This is a genomic window from Arthrobacter alkaliphilus (assembly GCF_021483235.1).
Taxonomy (GTDB): domain Bacteria; phylum Actinomycetota; class Actinomycetes; order Actinomycetales; family Micrococcaceae; genus Arthrobacter; species Arthrobacter alkaliphilus.
Genome location: NZ_JAKEEC010000033.1, coordinates 31234 through 46335 on the forward strand (window position 1 = coordinate 31234; position 15102 = coordinate 46335).

Consider the following 15102-nt stretch of genomic DNA (forward strand, 5'->3'; position numbering starts at 1 on the left):
CGGCTGGTCGACCGTCCGACCGGCTGGTCAACCCTGAAATTCTACCTATTATTCGTGGCCGCGCCGCGGTGGGATGGGTCGTGTGACTTGGCCTTGGTGGGCCGCTCCACCGGACTGTGGCCCTTCTCCGCCCGGTTCCGGCGCCCCTTCTGAATACCTGCGTGCCGCCCTCGAACCGGCGATGGTGCTTGCCCCGATGCTGATGAGGGCACCGAGGATCATGGCGGCGGCTTCTCCCGGCTCCAGCAAGTGCAATTGGGAGCCGATGGTGGCGGCCGCAACGGGTACTCCCAATTGCGACGCCGCCAGTATTGCAAGCGGCAAGGGCTGGCCGAGGGCCCGGATGCTTCCATGCACCAGGAGCGTTCCGAAGCCAAGGCAGATCCCGAGGAGGATCATCCGCGGGCTGCCCGCGAGGGTCCGCAGGTCCAGCGACGCACCCAGCCAGACGAAGAACACCGGCCCGAGGAAACCGTCGCTCACGGCGAAGAGCTGGTGCGCGAGGCGACGGGGTTCGCCTACCGCCGAGACCACCAGTCCGAAGGAGAACCCCGCCAGCATGATGGACACGTGGCCCAGGACGGCGAGTCCGGACAGAGCGAAGAGCAAAGCAAGTTGGATCCGCAGTTCCAAGGCGAACTTCCGGTCTTCGGAGATGTCATGCAACTGTCCGCGGTTACCGCTGTTCTCCAGCCAGCGAAGCACAAAGAACAGGACCAGCGCGCAAGCCGCGACGACGGCTGCCCCCACCGCCGCCCGGCCGGCGTTGGGCGGGTCAACGGCTAAGGGAAGCGCCACTATGCAGGCGATGTCAGCGATCGCCACTTGCGCCGTCGTCGTCAGGACCTTCGGCCCTGTCAGCCGAAGCGAGTCGACGATCGGGAGGACCAGTGCCGCCGAGGAGGAAGCGAGCAGCACGATGTAAAGGGGAGCATGTCCGGTGCCGAAGGCAAAAGCGATGACGATCCCGACGACGGCGGCCAGCACCGCGGCGGTGCCGGCGCGCAGCGATCCGCTCCCCAGTGCGGGGCGGATCGCTTTGTCCCGAACCGGCACATGCGTCCCTGCAACGAACATGATGAGGGCGAATCCGACGTCCGCCACGAAGGAGAAGGTGGGATCCGAAGAGTCCACCAGGCCCAGGCCCGTACGTCCGATGACGATGCCCGCCAGCAACTGTCCCAGGACGACGGGAAGATGCCATTTCCGGGGCAGCGCAAGCAACGGTCCGAGGAGCGCGACCGCGGCGATCAGCGAAAGCTGAAAGAACGACACGCGATCCTCCTTCCACCGGGCATGACGGTTGGCCTCGGATGATCAGCGGGGCGCATCAGCCAGTTTCAGGGGGATATCCGTGTTCTCGTCCGTGTAGTAGCTTGCGCACACCCGGTGGTAGCCATCGGCCACCTGTGCGGGAATGCCGCGGGCGAGGTCGCCCTTGACGATGAGGATAGGCGAGAGTTTCTTGCCTTCCTTGATCTTCTTCAGGTCCGAGGCGACGTGGACGTTGTCCTCCGGCAACAGTGCCAGCCGCGCGGCACGGAGAATGTCCTTGGCCTTGCGGTGTTGGACGGGCGCAACCTTGAATGCAGCGACAACGGAGGCAACGACGTCGTCCGCTTCCAACAGCGATAGGTAGTCAGCCGCGCTCGGATAGTCCTGGTCCTCGGGCTGCGCCAACCAGCGGACTTCGTGTTTGTTGCCATCAGGCATGCGTTGTACTCCTAGGCCAGCGGTATCGGCTTGCGAACGTCGGCGGCGCCGGCCGTGGGACCTTGGAGCGGTCCGTGCCGGGCCGTCGCCGTCGCAATTCAAGTGCGAGGCTTTCTTGGCCGCGCGCCATCGCCCAACGGTGATTCGCGGCGAAAGCCGGTTTGAGCAGCCAGCTTAGCCGCCGGAGCAGCGGTTTCGATACGCTGACCCGCCAGTCATAGGTGATCACGGTTTCCGGGCCGTCCTGTTCGAACGTCCACCGCCCGGTGCCCCGCAAGTCACCACTCGCCGCGATCGCGAAACCCTGCTCCGTGATCGGTTCGGTGACCGTGAATCTCCAACGCAGCGTGTACGGCAACCAGCCCTTGGTGTGCAGGGAGAAGGATTTCCCCGTACCGTCCGCATTACCGGGATCCAGCGGAATAACCCTCAAGTAGACCGAAGGCCACCATCGGGGCAACGTTCCGGCGTCGCCCAAGATATCCACGACCTCGCGCGGGGTTCCCGCGACGCGCCACACGGTGCGGAACTCGTAGTCGGCTTTGCTCTTCGAAACGCCGCCCATTGCAATTACCGGACCGTTACGGTCAGTCGCTGGATGTCATTGTTGCCCATGCCGAGATAGGTCCACTCGGGCGCCTCCGGCTGGGTGTGGCCGGTGGAATCTGTCGCACGGCATGCCAGCTCGTGGGAACCGGGAGTTGCTATCCACGTGAACGTCCATCCGCGCCATGCATGCCGTCCGGTGGGAGCCTGAAGGTGGGCCTGTTCCCAGATCCCGTCCACGCAGACTTCCACGCTGTCCACAGTTCCTTGGCCGGACCAGGCCCGGCCGCTCAACTGGACCGGCCCGGCGTGCACGGTGCGTTGCCTCGTGAGGAAGTCGGGAATGCCGGGGGGAGCCATGAGGGAGCGTACTTTGATCCGCTGGACGGGCTCGCCGGGATCGTCTGCGGCTTGTGTGTAGCGGTAGGAATGGAGCTGTTGGTAACCCTCGAAGCTGTGGTCGATTGCGTCGATGGATTGCAGCCATTTGACGCTTGTCATGCCGTACCAGCCCGGGACGAGCAACCGGAGAGGGTAGCCATGCTGCGGCGGCAGGGCTTGCCCGTTGACCTCATAGGCGAGCAGGACGTCGTCGGACATTGCTTCTGCGAGCGTCAGGCTGCGCGCGTACTGATGCTCCACGCCGCCTTGGATCCCGCGGTCCGCACCGGTGAAGACGAGCTCGACGGCGTCCGGTGACACGCCGGCGTCGAGCAGCAACGGAGCGAGCGGGGTGCCGGTCCACTCGGCGGTCCCCACTCCGCCTTGGTCCCATGGCTGGCTCACAGGCCGCGGTTCCAGCCGGGAGCGGCCGTTGCCGGCGCACTCCATCGTGACGGCTTGGGTGCGCCGCTCGCGTTGCTGTAGGTCAGGCAGGGTGTACTCGTGCGGATGGTCCACGAGCCCGCCGATTTTCAGCCGCCACGAGACAGGATCGATCTTGGGAACGTCGAAATGGACCAGGAGATAGTGCATGCCGAGCGGTGTGACGGGCCATTGGAGCATCTCCAACGGCATGGCATGGTTGCGCGAAGCGAGTTGCAGTTCTTCGCGGGTGATGGGACCTGTTGTTGGAGTCGATGGTGCGGGTTCTGCCGGAGCGGCGGGGGCCGTGGAGGCCGGGGCGGCAACAGCAGCGACTTCCGCTGTTCGGCGGGTGTTGACGCTCATGCTCCCAGTATGGGCGCCCGGCGCGGCAGTGTCACTGGACTTTGCCCGGCAGCGAGGTGCTTGTTCCGGGGAGCGTTCGGCGACGGGGATGCTGGGCGTCCGACGCCGGGCACGCGTCCGGCGTCGGGCTGTTGGGCAAGTATTGTTCGTTGAGTTGGTCTTTGGTGCTCGTGCTCCGGGACCGGGTGGAATGAAAAAAGGAGAGCCTCCATGAAGATCCGAGCCCCACGACTCGACGTGAGTGGCGTTCTCCTTGTTTGGGCGCTGATATTCGGGCTTTGGCAACCATTCATATGGTGGCGGGGCATCGTCTCTGCCGTATGTTTGATCGTCGCGTTATGGGGCGTTGTTGGGTGGTTCCGCCGCCGTTCCGCGGGCGGGCGTTCGCGCTCCTGACGGACAGGACTGCACTGCGGACGGAAGCTGCGCCTTACCATTCAACCCTTCCGGTTCAGTGGTAGTTTGCGGTCATGGCAAATGCCCTCGCATGGTTGTCGCAGTCTGGTGTTGTCCAGGGGTTGCTTCTCGGTGCCGTGCTGGCGTTCTTAACGGCGATCCTCGTGATGAACGCCGTGGGCAGGGCGGTCACGAGCACCGTTAACGGTTGGAGTGCGATCCGCAAATGTGGGCAGCCAGGCAACGGAGTCCTCGTACGGGCTGCCTGCGCAAAAGCCCTGCCTCTCGTCAATGTCTTTGAAGAGGCTGCGTACTGGACCGCCACCGCGGATAGCTCACGGGAAGCCCTGAGCGGCGGCCGCCGCTACCTCCTGCATTTTCCCGCCGGGCAGCTCCCGCCGCATGACGCCTTCTGGTCGCTGACTCCGACCGATACCGCCGGGTACATGGTGGACAACCCCGCCCATCGCTACAGCATTGGTGACCGTTCGCCTCTGGCCCAGAACGCGGATGGTTCCGTCGATATCTATCTCCAGCACGAGCCTCCGAGCGGGCACGAGCAGAACTGGCTGCCCGTTCCGTCCGGCAAGTTCAAGCTGATGTTCCGCGTCTATCTGCCCGGTGAGGCGATTCTTGATGGAACGTACCAATTGCCGGGCATTGTCAGGGCGCAGTGACATGAACCGCCTCATCTTGAAGTACGGACGCCCGCTTACCGCCGTCATACTGGCGATCTTCGCTTGGGTCATCTACCGGCGGATCGCCAGCGGGGACGGGATCTTTCCCCTCGTCATAGCTGCGGTCATCATCTGGGCGCTCGGCGCGCCGGCTCTCATTTACCTTTGGCCGCGCCTCACGGTCAATGGGTACAAGAGAGCGATTCTCAAGCATGGTTTCGGTGAAGGCCCCATCCCCGTCAACACTCTGTACGCCGTCCCCGGCACGTCATCGCCGTCGAACCCGCGCGGGAGCCTTATGGCAACCGGGGCCGACGATTTGCTGTACGTCGGCGGCTGGCTCGACCTGAGCAAGGGACCGCAAGTCCTGCACGTACCGGACATGGCAGGCCGTTACTTCAGCGTGCAGTTCACGGACCCGTCGAGGAGCAGCAATTTCGCCTATGTGGGCAAACGCGCCACGGGAACCAAAGCGGGCGACTATCTCCTCAGCGGACCGGGTTGGAAGGGAACCGTGCCGGACGGCATGGCAGAGATTTCTTCGCCAAACCAATCCGCGCTCGTCATCGGCCGGGTCTTCGTCGAGGGCGACAGTGACCTTCCGACGGCGTACGCGCTCGCAAAGCAAATACAGCTCGCGCCGCTGAAGCAGTAGCCTTCGACTGGACCGGCCCTGACGGCTATCGGCGGAAGGTGACGTGGATGACGCCGCTTTCGGCCGTCTCCGACGTGACGGAGTAGCCGCTTTCCAGCCCGCGGAGGTCGTCCCAAAGCCGTATTCCGCTACCGAGCAGGATCGGTGTGATGGCGACGTGTAGCCGGTCGACAAGCCCGGCCCTGAGGTAGTCGCGCACGACTGTAGGGCCACCGCCGATTCGCACGTCCTCGTCACCCGCCGCGCTGAGCGCTTGTTCAAGTACTTCTTCGGGGCTGCCCTTGACGAAGTGGAAGGTCGTACCGCCCGCCATCGTGAGGGCAGGACGGGGCGTGTGGGTCAGGACGAACACCGGGACGCGGAAGGGCGGCTCATCGCCCCACCAGCCCTTCCAATCGGGGTCATCGGGGAAGGTATGGAACCCGAACATGCCGGCACCCATAATCTCGGCTCCGACACCCTCGAAGTAGGCCGCTGCGTATTTGTCGTCGACGCCGGACGTTCCTTCTCCGCTCGTGTCATGCAAGACCCGCTCACGGAACGTGCGGGTGGACGTATATGCATCAACCAAGCGGCCCCAATCGGAGCCGAACGGATTCTCCGGAGTTGCGTCCGTTGTGGTGGCGAAACCGTCAAGCGAGATATTCAGGTCAACGCGAACAGCCATGGTGGTCCCCTCAAATCAGTGCCCGAGCTTTGCAACCACCATACTGGCGGTGGGATCGCCGTCGCCGAAGAACTCACGGAAGAATTCGTGTAACGAGGCGCTAAATTCCCGTCCCGCTACAATGAGACATATGCCGGACATCGAGCGTTGGCCAACCGGAAGGTTGCTGTCTACAGCAGCCCGACTAGTGGAACATGCTTGGGACGAGAATCTCAGGGCAATCGGGCTCACCCACGCCGGTGTCATCGCGCTGGAGGTTCTTGCAGCCACTGGCCCCATCACCCAGACCACGTTGGCGCAGATCGTGCGCGTACAGGCCCAGACCATGGGCCAGACCATCAGTAGGCTCGAGGCCCACGGCCACGTAAGCCGCAGCCGAAGTTCCGAGGACCGTCGGGTGTTCGTCGTTTCGCTGACCGACGCCGGCAAGGAAGCCCTAGAGGGGGCGGCGGAATCGGAACGGCTGGTTCTCGCCCAAGTTTCCATCGATACCTCGATGTTCAGGCAGGAATTGAAAATAGTCGTGAGCGAGCTGGCAGACCGGCAATCGGCCGGGGCAGATACCACCGCGTTGACCTCTGCGGCACAGGACGACTAATCCGACAAGACGTCGTCTATTCCGACGAAACGTCGACGGCGGCCTGCTCGCCGGACGCAGCCTCATCACCGCGCGCGGAGCGCCCGCCGCGGGCAGCCAGCTCATCCAGGACCGCGTCGTACCAGGACTTGACTCCGAACTCTGGCTTCTCGGCGTCGAGCAGCTTGAAGAGCGCGTCGGCCAAAAAGTTGAGCTCCGTATCGGACAAATTCGCAAGGCCCTGGACCGGGTCCATTTCGTTTTCCAGGCACGAGGTCAGCAGGGCGTTCACAGCGCGGCTCCAGGCATAACGGCGGCCACGCAAGAAGCCTTGGAAGAGAGGGGGGTCTGGCGGGTCATGGGGTCCCTCCATGGAAAGAGTTCCTAGAGCCTCTGCATAACCCTCTCTGATGATATCGACGCGCCCGGCCGCGCGGCAAGACTGCGCCCGGCCGTGCAGGGCTATCCGCCGATGTATGACATCTCGATCTTGCGAGCCGCGGCTTGCTTGTGTGTGTACGAACTGCGCAGTTCCGAGTAGCGGTCCGTGCGCCCGCCCCACAGGGCGGATAACGCCGTCGAAAGCTCGACGTCGGACGCGCCGCTGCGGAGCAGCGCCCTCAAGTCCGTGCCGGCTGTGGCGAAAAGGCAAGTGAACAACTTGCCGTCTGCGGAAAGCCGGGCACGCGTACATCCGCGGCAAAACGCCTGCGTCACGCTCGAAATGACGCCGATTTCGCCGCTGCCATCCGCGTAGCGCCAGCGGTCCGAGGTCTCGCCGGGGTAGTTGGGCGCCACTGGCTCCAGCGGGAATACCGCCCCGACGCGGGCCAGGACCTCGGCTGAAGGCACCACTTCATCCATTTTCCAGCCGTTGGACGCACCTACGTCCATGTATTCGATGAACCGCAGAATGAAGCCGGATCCCTTGAAGTGGCTCGCCATCGGAAGAATGTCCTGGTCGTTCGTGCCGCGCTTGACCACCATGTTGATCTTCACCGGCCCTAGTCCCGCGGCCTGGGCAACATCCGCCGCGTGCAGGACCTTCGCCACGGAATAGCCGACGCCGTTCATGGCTTGGAAGGTCTCCTCCCGCAGGGAGTCCAGCGAGACTGTCACTCGGTTCAGCCCTGCCTCCTTGAGGGCCTGTGCCTTCTGTGCGAGAACTGAGCCGTTGGTCGTCATGGCCAGGTCCGGTGCCAGCCCGTCGGGAGTGCGCAACCGGGCCAGCATCCGCACCAGTTCCTCGATGTCCTTCCGCAGCAGGGGCTCACCGCCGGTCAGCCGGATCTTCCGGACGCCGTGGTCCACCGCGGTGGACGCCAGCCGGGTGATTTCCTCGAAGGTGAGCAGCTGGTCCTTGGGCATGAAAGCGAAGTCCCTGCCGAAAATCTCCTTGGGCATGCAGTAGACACACCGGAAATTGCATCTGTCCGTGACGGAAATCCGCAGGTCCCTCAAGGGCCGGTGGAAGGTGTCAGTGATGGGATTGGCGTCCATGCAGCGCCCTCTCAACGCGGTAGTAGTGCCAACCGCTTGTGCCACTCCCAGAGTATGCCCGGCTTCCCGGCGCCCACAATGGAGGTCCGGGTGGGGCTCTCCCGTTGGGGACGCGCCGTCGGCCTGCGGCATGGGGCGACGCGCCGTCCTGACCTTCTTTGGTTTTGGAAAGCGCTTACGTCGCGTCATTCCGGGGTGATTATGCGCCAAACAAGGTCAGGACGGACGTGCGGTACGAAGGCATCCGGTGCTAGGTCATGCAGCGTGCGCGCCGCAGGCGTCGGTGATGATGCGGCGGGCAAAATCGACGGCGCGTTTCCCATACGTGGCCCCATCCAGGACAGCGGCCGTGGCGTAGGCCCCGTTGAGGATGATGAGGAGTTCTTCGGCGAGCTGCGCGGCGTCGTCGGCCGCGGCGTCAACCGCGAGGGAGTAGAACCAGTCGCGGACTTGCTGCTTGTGGGTGACGGCTGCGATGTGGGCCGGGTGTGCGCCGCCGGGGAACTCGGTGTTCGTGTTCAGCATTGGGCAGCCCCGGTAGGTCGGCCCGGCACAGTCCGTAGCCAATACCTCGAAGACGGCAAGGAGTTTGTCCTGGGGTTCACGCCGCTCATCGGCGGCCTGTTGCATACGCTCGAACCAGGCATCAGCGCGGCCCTGGACATAGGCAGTGGCGAGTGAGTCCTTGGTGGGAAACTGGCGGTAGAGCGTGGCATTGCCAACCCCGCACTCCTTCACCACAGTGTCCATCCCCACTGCGCGGATGCCCTGCTGATAAAACAACCGGGTAGCCACTTCGAGAACGTTGCGGCGGTTCTCTTCGCCTGATTTGCGCGCCACCAAACCACTCCTTCTGAATCGTTTCCTGACACCAGTTTGACAGACGGAACGATCCGTCACAAACTTGAGAACGATTCGTCACATTTGATCCGGGCAGCCCGGACGAGAAGAGGAGAACGTTATGAAGGCAGCAGTTTTCGGTACCGGCATGGTTGGCCGGACCATCGCAGCACGACTGGTCGAGCTGGGCCATAGCGTGACCATGGGCACGCGCGATCCGGAGGCAACACTGGCCCGGACTGAGGCCGACGCCATGGGCGCTCAGCCCTTCGCGGGCTGGGCCGCTGAGAACGGCGATGTAACTCTTGCCCGTTTCGCCGATGCCGCAAGCGGGGCTGACCTCATTGTCAATGCAACCAACGGCGGTGCCTCGCTCGAGGTGTTGACCCATGCCGGGGCGGCAAACCTTGATGGCAAGATCATCCTCGACATTGCCAACCCTCTGGACTTCAGCAACGGGATGCCTCCGACCCTGTTCGTCAAGGACACCGATTCCCTCGCTGAGCAGATCCAGCGCGCCTTTCCCGCCGCCCGGGTGGTGAAGTCCCTGAACACCATGAACGCCGACCTGATGGCGCACCCCGGACAGCTGGCCGATCCCGGGACGGTTTTTGTGTCCGGGAACGACAGTGACGCGAAGGAAACCGTCACCGTGCTCCTGAAGGACTTCGGCCATCAGGACGTGATCGACCTTGGCGACATCAGCACTGCGCGGGGCACCGAAATGCTCCTGCCGGTCTGGCTCCGCCTGTGGGGCGCGCTCGGGACCCCTGCCTTCAACTTCAAGATCGTCCGCTGAAGTAACGGACCTTCAATGACCGCACCGCGCATCCTCGTCATCGTCGCCCACCCGGACCTGACAACGTCCCGCATCACGGCGCACCTAACCGCCGGCATCCGGGACCTTGACGGGGTGACCATCCGGGATCTCGCCTCGGCCTACCCCGACCGGCGCGTCGACACCGCTGTTGAGCAACAGCTACTGCGAGACCACGACACCATCGTCCTGCAATTCCCCTGGCACTGGTACTCCGTCCCCGGCGTCCTGAAGGAATGGATGGACCAGGTCCTCACCCACGGTTTCGCCTACGGCAACGGCGGAGACCAGTTGCACGGTAAGCGCCTGCAACTGGTCATCTCAACCGGTGGTCCCGAATCCTCGTATACGCCGACGGGGCATAACCGCTTCACCATGGCCGAACTGCTTCGCCCGCTGGAAGCCACAGCGCACCTCTGCGGCCTGGATATGGCGGAGCCCCTGATTCTCCACTCGGCACACCGGGTGGCGCCGGAGGAGCTGGCGGCTCATATCGCGCGCTACCGGGAGCTCCTGTCGGCCGTCCCTGCCGCCGCACACTGAGTGGCCACGGGTCATTCCACCAATCCTCCCGCCCAGGATTGGTGGAATGACGCGTGCACTCCCGCTGGAGCGGACCGCCGTCGGTAGGTCGGGTTTTCCTAGGACTGAAAGGGCCACGCGCCGGGCGCGGCATGCGGTCTAGGTTGGGCTTGGTGATGGCTGGTCCCATCAGGGCGGCCAGGTTCCCACGCGGCGCGCTTCGGGGCCTTGCGCGGGAGCATTCGAACAACGTTGAGCGGAGTATTGATGAAAATTGCAGTGACTGGTGGCAGCGGCAAGCTGGGCCGACACGTCGTTCGGACCCTTACGGAGGAGGGGCACTGGGTGCTGAACCTTGACCGGGCCGGTGAACGAGGCCCCGGTCTGGTGGTTTTGGATCTGCGGGACTACGGCCAGGTCGTTGATGCTCTCCTGGGCGTGGACCGCCGGCACACGGGCTTTGACGCCGTCGTCCACCTCGGCGCAATCCCGGCTCCGGGGCTTATGCCGGACGCAGCGACGTTCGAGAACAACATGCTCTCCACGTACAACGTGTTTCAGGCGGCCCGCCGGGCCGGGATCAAGAAGATCGTGTACGCCTCCAGTGAGACTGTGCTGGGCACGCCGTTCGACGTCGACCCGCCCTATATCCCGGTGGACGAGGAGTACGCGGCCAAGCCACAGACCACGTATTCGCTCGTGAAACATCTTGAGGAACAGATGGCCATCGAGTTGACGCGCTGGGACCCGGAGCTGAGCATCGTCGGGCTGCGGTTCTCAAACGTCATGGATCCTGAAGACTACGAAGCCTTTCCCTCCTTCGACTCCGACGCCATGCTGCGCAAGTGGAACCTCTGGGGCTACATCGACGGCCGGGACGGCGCGCAGGCCGTGCTCCGTGCTCTAGAGAACGGCAAACCGGGGTTCGAAGCATTCATCATTGCAAACGCGGACACCGTCATGAGCCGCTCCAGCGCCAGCCTCGCGGCAGAGGTTTACCCCAAGGTGAAGGTGGTCAAGGACCTGGGTGAACACGAAACCATGCTCTCCATCGACAAGGCCCGGCGGCTGCTTGGTTTCGAACCCAAACACACCTGGCGCACCAGCCACTCGTCGTGAATGATCCGCGGAGAAGGGACTGAGGGTACGGCACCTACCGCGTGAACACCGCGTGCACGGCACTCTCACCGACCAAGCACTGAGTCCGCGATCTGTTGCGCAGCTTGGTCTGGTGTGATGTCCGCGGTGTCGATGACTTCGGCTTCGTTGTGCAGCCAGGTGCGGGCTGCTTCAGCGTATGGCTCCAAGTACGCAAAGCGGAACGTCGAGGGGCCGAGATCTTTGTCGTTCTGTATGCGGTTGCGCAGTGTTTCCTGGTCGGCGTGGAGCACGAAGTGCTGGATCGGGATGCCGTGCCCGGCGAGGCCATTGCTGATTTCCCGCCAGTAGCTCTCGACTAGGACAGTCATTGGCATCACGAGGGTGCCTCCGGTGTACTCAAGCACCCGTCGGGCGGTTTCGACGACGAGCGGCCGCCACGGGTCCCAGTGCTGGAAGTTGTCCGTTGCAGGAAGTCCGGGCTTGATGTCCATGAGCACCTCCCCGACCTTCTCGGCGTCGAGGACTTGCGCATCGGGCAGCAGTTGCTGCAAGAGCGCGCTCGTCGTTGTCTTTCCTGCGCCGTGGGTGCCGTTGAGCCATATGATCATGGGCCGAACTCTAGTGCCACGAGGTGTCCTTGTAATGTTCAACTAATCCCGAACATGAAAGCCGTGTACGCGCCGCTTTCCACGCCAACCATCCTTTTTAGGTGCAGTCGGGACCGTCAGCGCTTGACAGGGAACGAGCCAATCACGTTGCCCTGGAGGTCGTAGACATTGACCGATGTCGGTTTCCCTTTGGTTGAGGCTTGCCAAGCAAGAGCTTCTTCCGGTGACTTGAACATCGTCGGGTATCCCTGTTCGCGGCGTAGTTCGTCCCGTTTGATATAGCCCAGCTGGTTGCCGTTGATCAGAACGGTTATGAGCTCGGGGTCGTCCTGTCCTGCCTTGCTTGCCGGAGAACCGTAGGTGAGTCCCTGGAACGCAGTGCCCAGGGGGTGCGGCGTCCCGGTGGCTTTCTGTGCAGTCGTCACGGGTTGGCTGGTGGAGGTTTGGGCAAGTGCAACGCCGATCGTCCCAGCTGAGAGAGCAATGGCCAATACTGCGGTGATTGCGAGCTTCCTTGGGTTGAAGGTCTTCTTCATGGTTCCCCTATGCCGTTTGATCAGGCCGCGTACCGCGCGATGTTAGTTGAACGCATGCTGGACATGTGCCCCTTCTCAAAGCCACTTGATGGGGAACGTAGCATTGTTCACATCGGAGCGGAAGAGATAGCTGTCTATCACGTGAAACATCTTGCACCCAAGGGCGCCAGCACTCTTGACCCTTGTCCGGTGTCAAGCTAACTTGACCGCATGGGAGATGACGGCCTGTCGGTGGAGAAGGCGCTCAGCGGTGGTGACGTGCATGAGTTGCTTACCGTGTGGGAAGACTTCAATCGCGGCGAAACCTGGCGCGAAGCCTCTGCCATCGGAGGCGACGAGGCACGGGAGGCCGCAGCACACTTCCTTGCGGGGGTCAGGGAAGTTGCAGCGCTGCAGGCGCTGCGGGCGAACGCGAAGGCCGTCGAACTGCTCACGGCCAGGCGCTGGTACGTCATGAAATCGGCGCGTGAAGCCGGCGCGACATGGGCCCAGATCGGCGAAGCTTTGGGGATTACCAAACAAGCCGCCTATGACTTCTACCGGCGCAAGATCGAGGAACAGGAGAAGCACCTGTCCGACCTCCACGACACAGCAGCGGCGCGAGCAGTTCTGGAAGACTAGCCGGGCGGCGGGTGTCTGATCGGTCCACGCACAAAGTTCGGACAAAAACCGATAAGGGCAACGGGCAGGTCCAAGCCCCTAAGCATTCGCAATTAGGCGATTTGCTCACTTTCGGGCGGCCTAAACGCAGCACTGTTCAGCAGTAAGCACCGCGGCACTATCCCGCTTGAAGCCCTTGGTTTTACGCACAGGGATTTTCCCTGGGAGAGGTGGCCCTTGGATATGATGACTCCATGTCTGAACCCGAGCCCATCACCATCTGGAACAGCGTGCCGAACCTCCTAGCCAACAAGGCGTACGGCCCGGCTGGGAACGCAAACGGGCAGGCGCCACGATGAGCGTAACCGGCACGCCGACAGTCGCCGTCCTCGGGACCGGGATCATGGGCGCGGCCATGGCTCGGTCTGTCCGCCGCGCAGGCATCACCGTCCGCGCCTGGAACCGCACCCTGCAGAAAGCCGAACCGCTCCGAAATGACGGCATCACAGTCATGGCGACCGCCGCTGAAGCAGTTGCCGGCGCCGACTTCATCCTGACGATGCTCTACGACGGCGACGCGGTACGTGCTGCAATGGACGCCGCGCATCCCGGGTTTAAGCCGGGTGCCATATGGATCCAGTCCACCACCGTGGGGATCGATGACATCGGAGCGCTCGGCGAACTCGCTGCCGAGTACGAGCTCACACTCGTCGACGCACCGGTGCTCGGCACCCGACAGCCTGCCGAAGCTGGCCAACTCATCATCCTCGCCGCCGGGCCCACCGAGGTTCGTCCGAGCATCGGGCCCGTGTTCGACGCGATCGGCGCCCGGACCGTATGGACCGGTGAGGACGGGACCGCCGGCACCGGGACTCGTCTGAAACTCGTCGCCAACAGCTGGGTCATCGCGGCCACCAACGCCGCGGGTGAGACCATCGCACTCGCCCAGGCACTCGGCGTCGACCCGCAATCCTTCTTCGATGCCATCGGCGGTGGCGGACTCGACATGCCCTACCTTCGCCTGAAGGCCGGACTCATCCTCGACGACGCGCTCAGCCCGGCGTCCTTCGCCGCCAAGACCGCCGCAAAAGACGCACGCCTCATCGTCGACGCCGCCCACGCGAAGGGTATTCGACTCGACCTCGCTGAGGCGGGGGCAGCAAGACTGCGTAGGGTCACTGACGCGGGACGCGGCGACGAGGACATGGCTGCGGCATACTTTGCCAGCTTCATCGCATAGGGTGCGAAGGCTGACCTCCCGGTAACGCGGGTGCGGCGCACGGACTGTCGTCGAACCCCGCATCTACGCGGATTTACGGCTCTTCCGACGCTGCAGATCTGACACCCGAGGGCGGACGCCGGGATGGACCGTAAGGTTGTTCGTCGCCGGAGGTGCTCGTAGCTAAGATTTGCCGATTCTTTGCTAAGGGACCTAACCAAGGCAAAGCAAAAGGCCCCTGCTTCCCTTGTAAACAAAGGGAAGCAGGGGCCTCGCTATTTGGCGGTGACGGTGGGATTTGAACCCACGTTGGCTTTTACACCAAACAACATTTCGAGTGTTGCACCTTCGGCCGCTCGGACACGTCACCAACTGAAATAGGGTACCGGAGTGGTGGCCTGTTCCCCAAAACGGGCGGGCGGCGGCCGCTTAGTAAGTAGGCTTCGCTTTCGTTATTGCAGCCGCACGACTAGATTCGCAAGCACGATGACTCACACACAAGATGAACCCCAGACCACGGACACCGGGACCACGGACACGCAAACCGCGCTGGCCTACTGGACCGTGGGCCCCTGCCAAGGTGAGCTCCGGAGCGAGGAACTTTCGGCTCCGAAGGAGGACGAGGCTCTGGTCCGGACGTTGTATTCCGGTATCAGCAGGGGCACCGAACTGGTGGTCCACGAAGCCAATGTCCCGCCGCGGATCGCGGAAGCGATGCGGGCACCCCATCAGACCGGGGATTTTCCCGCGCCGGTCAAGTTCGGCTATCTGTCGGTCGGCGTCGTTGAAGAGGGGCCCGAAGACTGGATCGGCCGGAATGTCTTCTGCCTGCATCCGCACCAGGACCGCTACGTCGTGCCCGTTAGCTCGCTTACCCGGATTCCCGACGGCGTGCCGGCACGCCGCGCTGTGCTCACCTGGCTGTGACAGGTTTATATGGCCCCGGCAGGACGGTTAT

The 15102-nt window shown here is 63.4% G+C and carries 18 protein-coding genes, 1 tRNA gene and 1 pseudogene; 9 read left to right on the plus strand and 11 right to left on the minus strand.

Annotated elements, in window-relative coordinates; translation table 11 throughout:
- Nucleotides 1–48 precede the first annotated feature (48 nt).
- Genes L0B83_RS17845 through L0B83_RS17860 form a run of 4 tightly spaced genes read right to left on the minus strand, consistent with a single transcriptional unit; the run spans nt 49 to nt 3429 of the window.
- A complete protein-coding gene (locus tag L0B83_RS17845; protein WP_234759896.1) occupies nt 49–1275 on the minus strand; it encodes a cation:proton antiporter in 1227 nt (408 codons plus the stop codon).
- A gap of 42 nt (nt 1276–1317) precedes the next feature.
- Entirely contained in the window at nt 1318–1713 is a 396-nt protein-coding gene (locus tag L0B83_RS17850) for a hypothetical protein (protein ID WP_234759897.1), read from the minus strand.
- Nucleotides 1706–2278 (minus strand): SRPBCC family protein, encoded by a 573-nt coding sequence (locus L0B83_RS17855; RefSeq protein ID WP_234759898.1) that lies wholly within the window; start codon nt 2276–2278, stop codon nt 1706–1708. Before L0B83_RS17855 ends, L0B83_RS17850 begins: the two co-directional genes overlap by 8 nt.
- A gap of 5 nt (nt 2279–2283) precedes the next feature.
- Nucleotides 2284–3429 (minus strand): sulfite oxidase, encoded by a 1146-nt coding sequence (locus tag L0B83_RS17860; protein WP_234759899.1) that lies wholly within the window; start codon nt 3427–3429, stop codon nt 2284–2286.
- Between the two features lie 470 nt (nt 3430–3899).
- On the opposite strand from L0B83_RS17860, the gene L0B83_RS17865 reads away from it, so the two are divergent.
- Nucleotides 3900–4502 carry a DUF1214 domain-containing protein gene (locus L0B83_RS17865; RefSeq protein ID WP_234759900.1) on the plus strand — a complete coding sequence of 201 codons (603 nt, stop codon included), beginning with the start codon at nt 3900–3902 and terminating at the stop codon, nt 4500–4502.
- Nucleotide 4503: 1 nt separating this feature from the next.
- Entirely contained in the window at nt 4504–5157 is a 654-nt protein-coding gene (locus tag L0B83_RS17870; RefSeq protein ID WP_234759901.1) for a DUF1254 domain-containing protein, read from the plus strand.
- 25 nt (nt 5158–5182) lie between these two features.
- Here the strand turns inward: L0B83_RS17870 and L0B83_RS17875 are convergent, their stop codons facing one another.
- Nucleotides 5183–5824, minus strand: a complete 642-nt coding sequence (locus L0B83_RS17875) for a dihydrofolate reductase family protein (protein WP_234759902.1) — start codon at nt 5822–5824, stop codon at nt 5183–5185.
- 130 nt (nt 5825–5954) lie between these two features.
- Between L0B83_RS17875 and L0B83_RS17880 the strand changes: the two genes are divergently transcribed.
- On the plus strand, nt 5955–6422 hold the full coding sequence (locus L0B83_RS17880; RefSeq protein ID WP_234759903.1) for a MarR family winged helix-turn-helix transcriptional regulator: 468 nt from the start codon (nt 5955–5957) through the stop codon (nt 6420–6422).
- A gap of 16 nt (nt 6423–6438) precedes the next feature.
- On the opposite strand, the gene L0B83_RS17885 is transcribed toward L0B83_RS17880, so the two are convergent.
- The 3 genes from L0B83_RS17885 to L0B83_RS17895 form a co-directional block, all read right to left on the minus strand.
- A complete protein-coding gene (locus L0B83_RS17885) occupies nt 6439–6693 on the minus strand; it encodes a hypothetical protein (RefSeq protein ID WP_234759904.1) in 255 nt (84 codons plus the stop codon).
- A 170-nt stretch (nt 6694–6863) separates the two neighbouring features.
- On the minus strand, nt 6864–7901 hold the full coding sequence (gene moaA / locus L0B83_RS17890; protein WP_234759905.1) for a GTP 3',8-cyclase MoaA: 1038 nt from the start codon (nt 7899–7901) through the stop codon (nt 6864–6866).
- A 255-nt stretch (nt 7902–8156) separates the two neighbouring features.
- A complete protein-coding gene (locus tag L0B83_RS17895) occupies nt 8157–8741 on the minus strand; it encodes a TetR/AcrR family transcriptional regulator (protein WP_234759906.1) in 585 nt (194 codons plus the stop codon).
- Between the two features lie 121 nt (nt 8742–8862).
- On the opposite strand from L0B83_RS17895, the gene L0B83_RS17900 reads away from it, so the two are divergent.
- From L0B83_RS17900 to L0B83_RS17910, 3 genes are all read left to right on the plus strand, one after another.
- Nucleotides 8863–9540, plus strand: a complete 678-nt coding sequence (locus L0B83_RS17900) for an NADPH-dependent F420 reductase (protein WP_234759907.1) — start codon at nt 8863–8865, stop codon at nt 9538–9540.
- A gap of 15 nt (nt 9541–9555) precedes the next feature.
- Nucleotides 9556–10101, plus strand: a complete 546-nt coding sequence (locus L0B83_RS17905) for an NAD(P)H-dependent oxidoreductase (protein ID WP_234759908.1) — start codon at nt 9556–9558, stop codon at nt 10099–10101.
- Nucleotides 10102–10347: 246 nt separating this feature from the next.
- Nucleotides 10348–11199, plus strand: coding sequence for an NAD-dependent epimerase/dehydratase family protein (locus tag L0B83_RS17910; RefSeq protein WP_234759909.1), 852 nt, complete (start codon nt 10348–10350; stop codon nt 11197–11199).
- Between the two features lie 65 nt (nt 11200–11264).
- Here the strand turns inward: L0B83_RS17910 and L0B83_RS17915 are convergent, their stop codons facing one another.
- On the minus strand, nt 11265–11789 hold the full coding sequence (locus L0B83_RS17915; RefSeq protein ID WP_234759910.1) for a P-loop nucleotide/nucleoside kinase family protein: 525 nt from the start codon (nt 11787–11789) through the stop codon (nt 11265–11267).
- A gap of 116 nt (nt 11790–11905) precedes the next feature.
- Nucleotides 11906–12325 carry a hypothetical protein gene (locus L0B83_RS17920; RefSeq protein ID WP_234759911.1) on the minus strand — a complete coding sequence of 140 codons (420 nt, stop codon included), beginning with the start codon at nt 12323–12325 and terminating at the stop codon, nt 11906–11908.
- Nucleotides 12326–12535: 210 nt separating this feature from the next.
- On the opposite strand from L0B83_RS17920, the gene L0B83_RS17925 reads away from it, so the two are divergent.
- Together L0B83_RS17925 and L0B83_RS17930 are read left to right on the plus strand one after the other, a co-directional pair.
- Nucleotides 12536–12946, plus strand: a complete 411-nt coding sequence (locus L0B83_RS17925; protein WP_234759912.1) for a hypothetical protein — start codon at nt 12536–12538, stop codon at nt 12944–12946.
- A 334-nt stretch (nt 12947–13280) separates the two neighbouring features.
- Nucleotides 13281–14165, plus strand: a complete 885-nt coding sequence (locus tag L0B83_RS17930) for an NAD(P)-dependent oxidoreductase (protein WP_234759913.1) — start codon at nt 13281–13283, stop codon at nt 14163–14165.
- 259 nt (nt 14166–14424) lie between these two features.
- Here L0B83_RS17930 and L0B83_RS17935 read toward each other — a convergent pair.
- Nucleotides 14425–14514 (minus strand) — tRNA-Ser (locus L0B83_RS17935).
- Nucleotides 14515–14630: 116 nt separating this feature from the next.
- On the opposite strand from L0B83_RS17935, the pseudogene L0B83_RS17940 reads away from it, so the two are divergent.
- Nucleotides 14631–15062 (plus strand): annotated as a pseudogene (locus tag L0B83_RS17940) (dehydrogenase); the annotation flags it as partial.
- Nucleotides 15063–15102 lie beyond the last annotated feature (40 nt).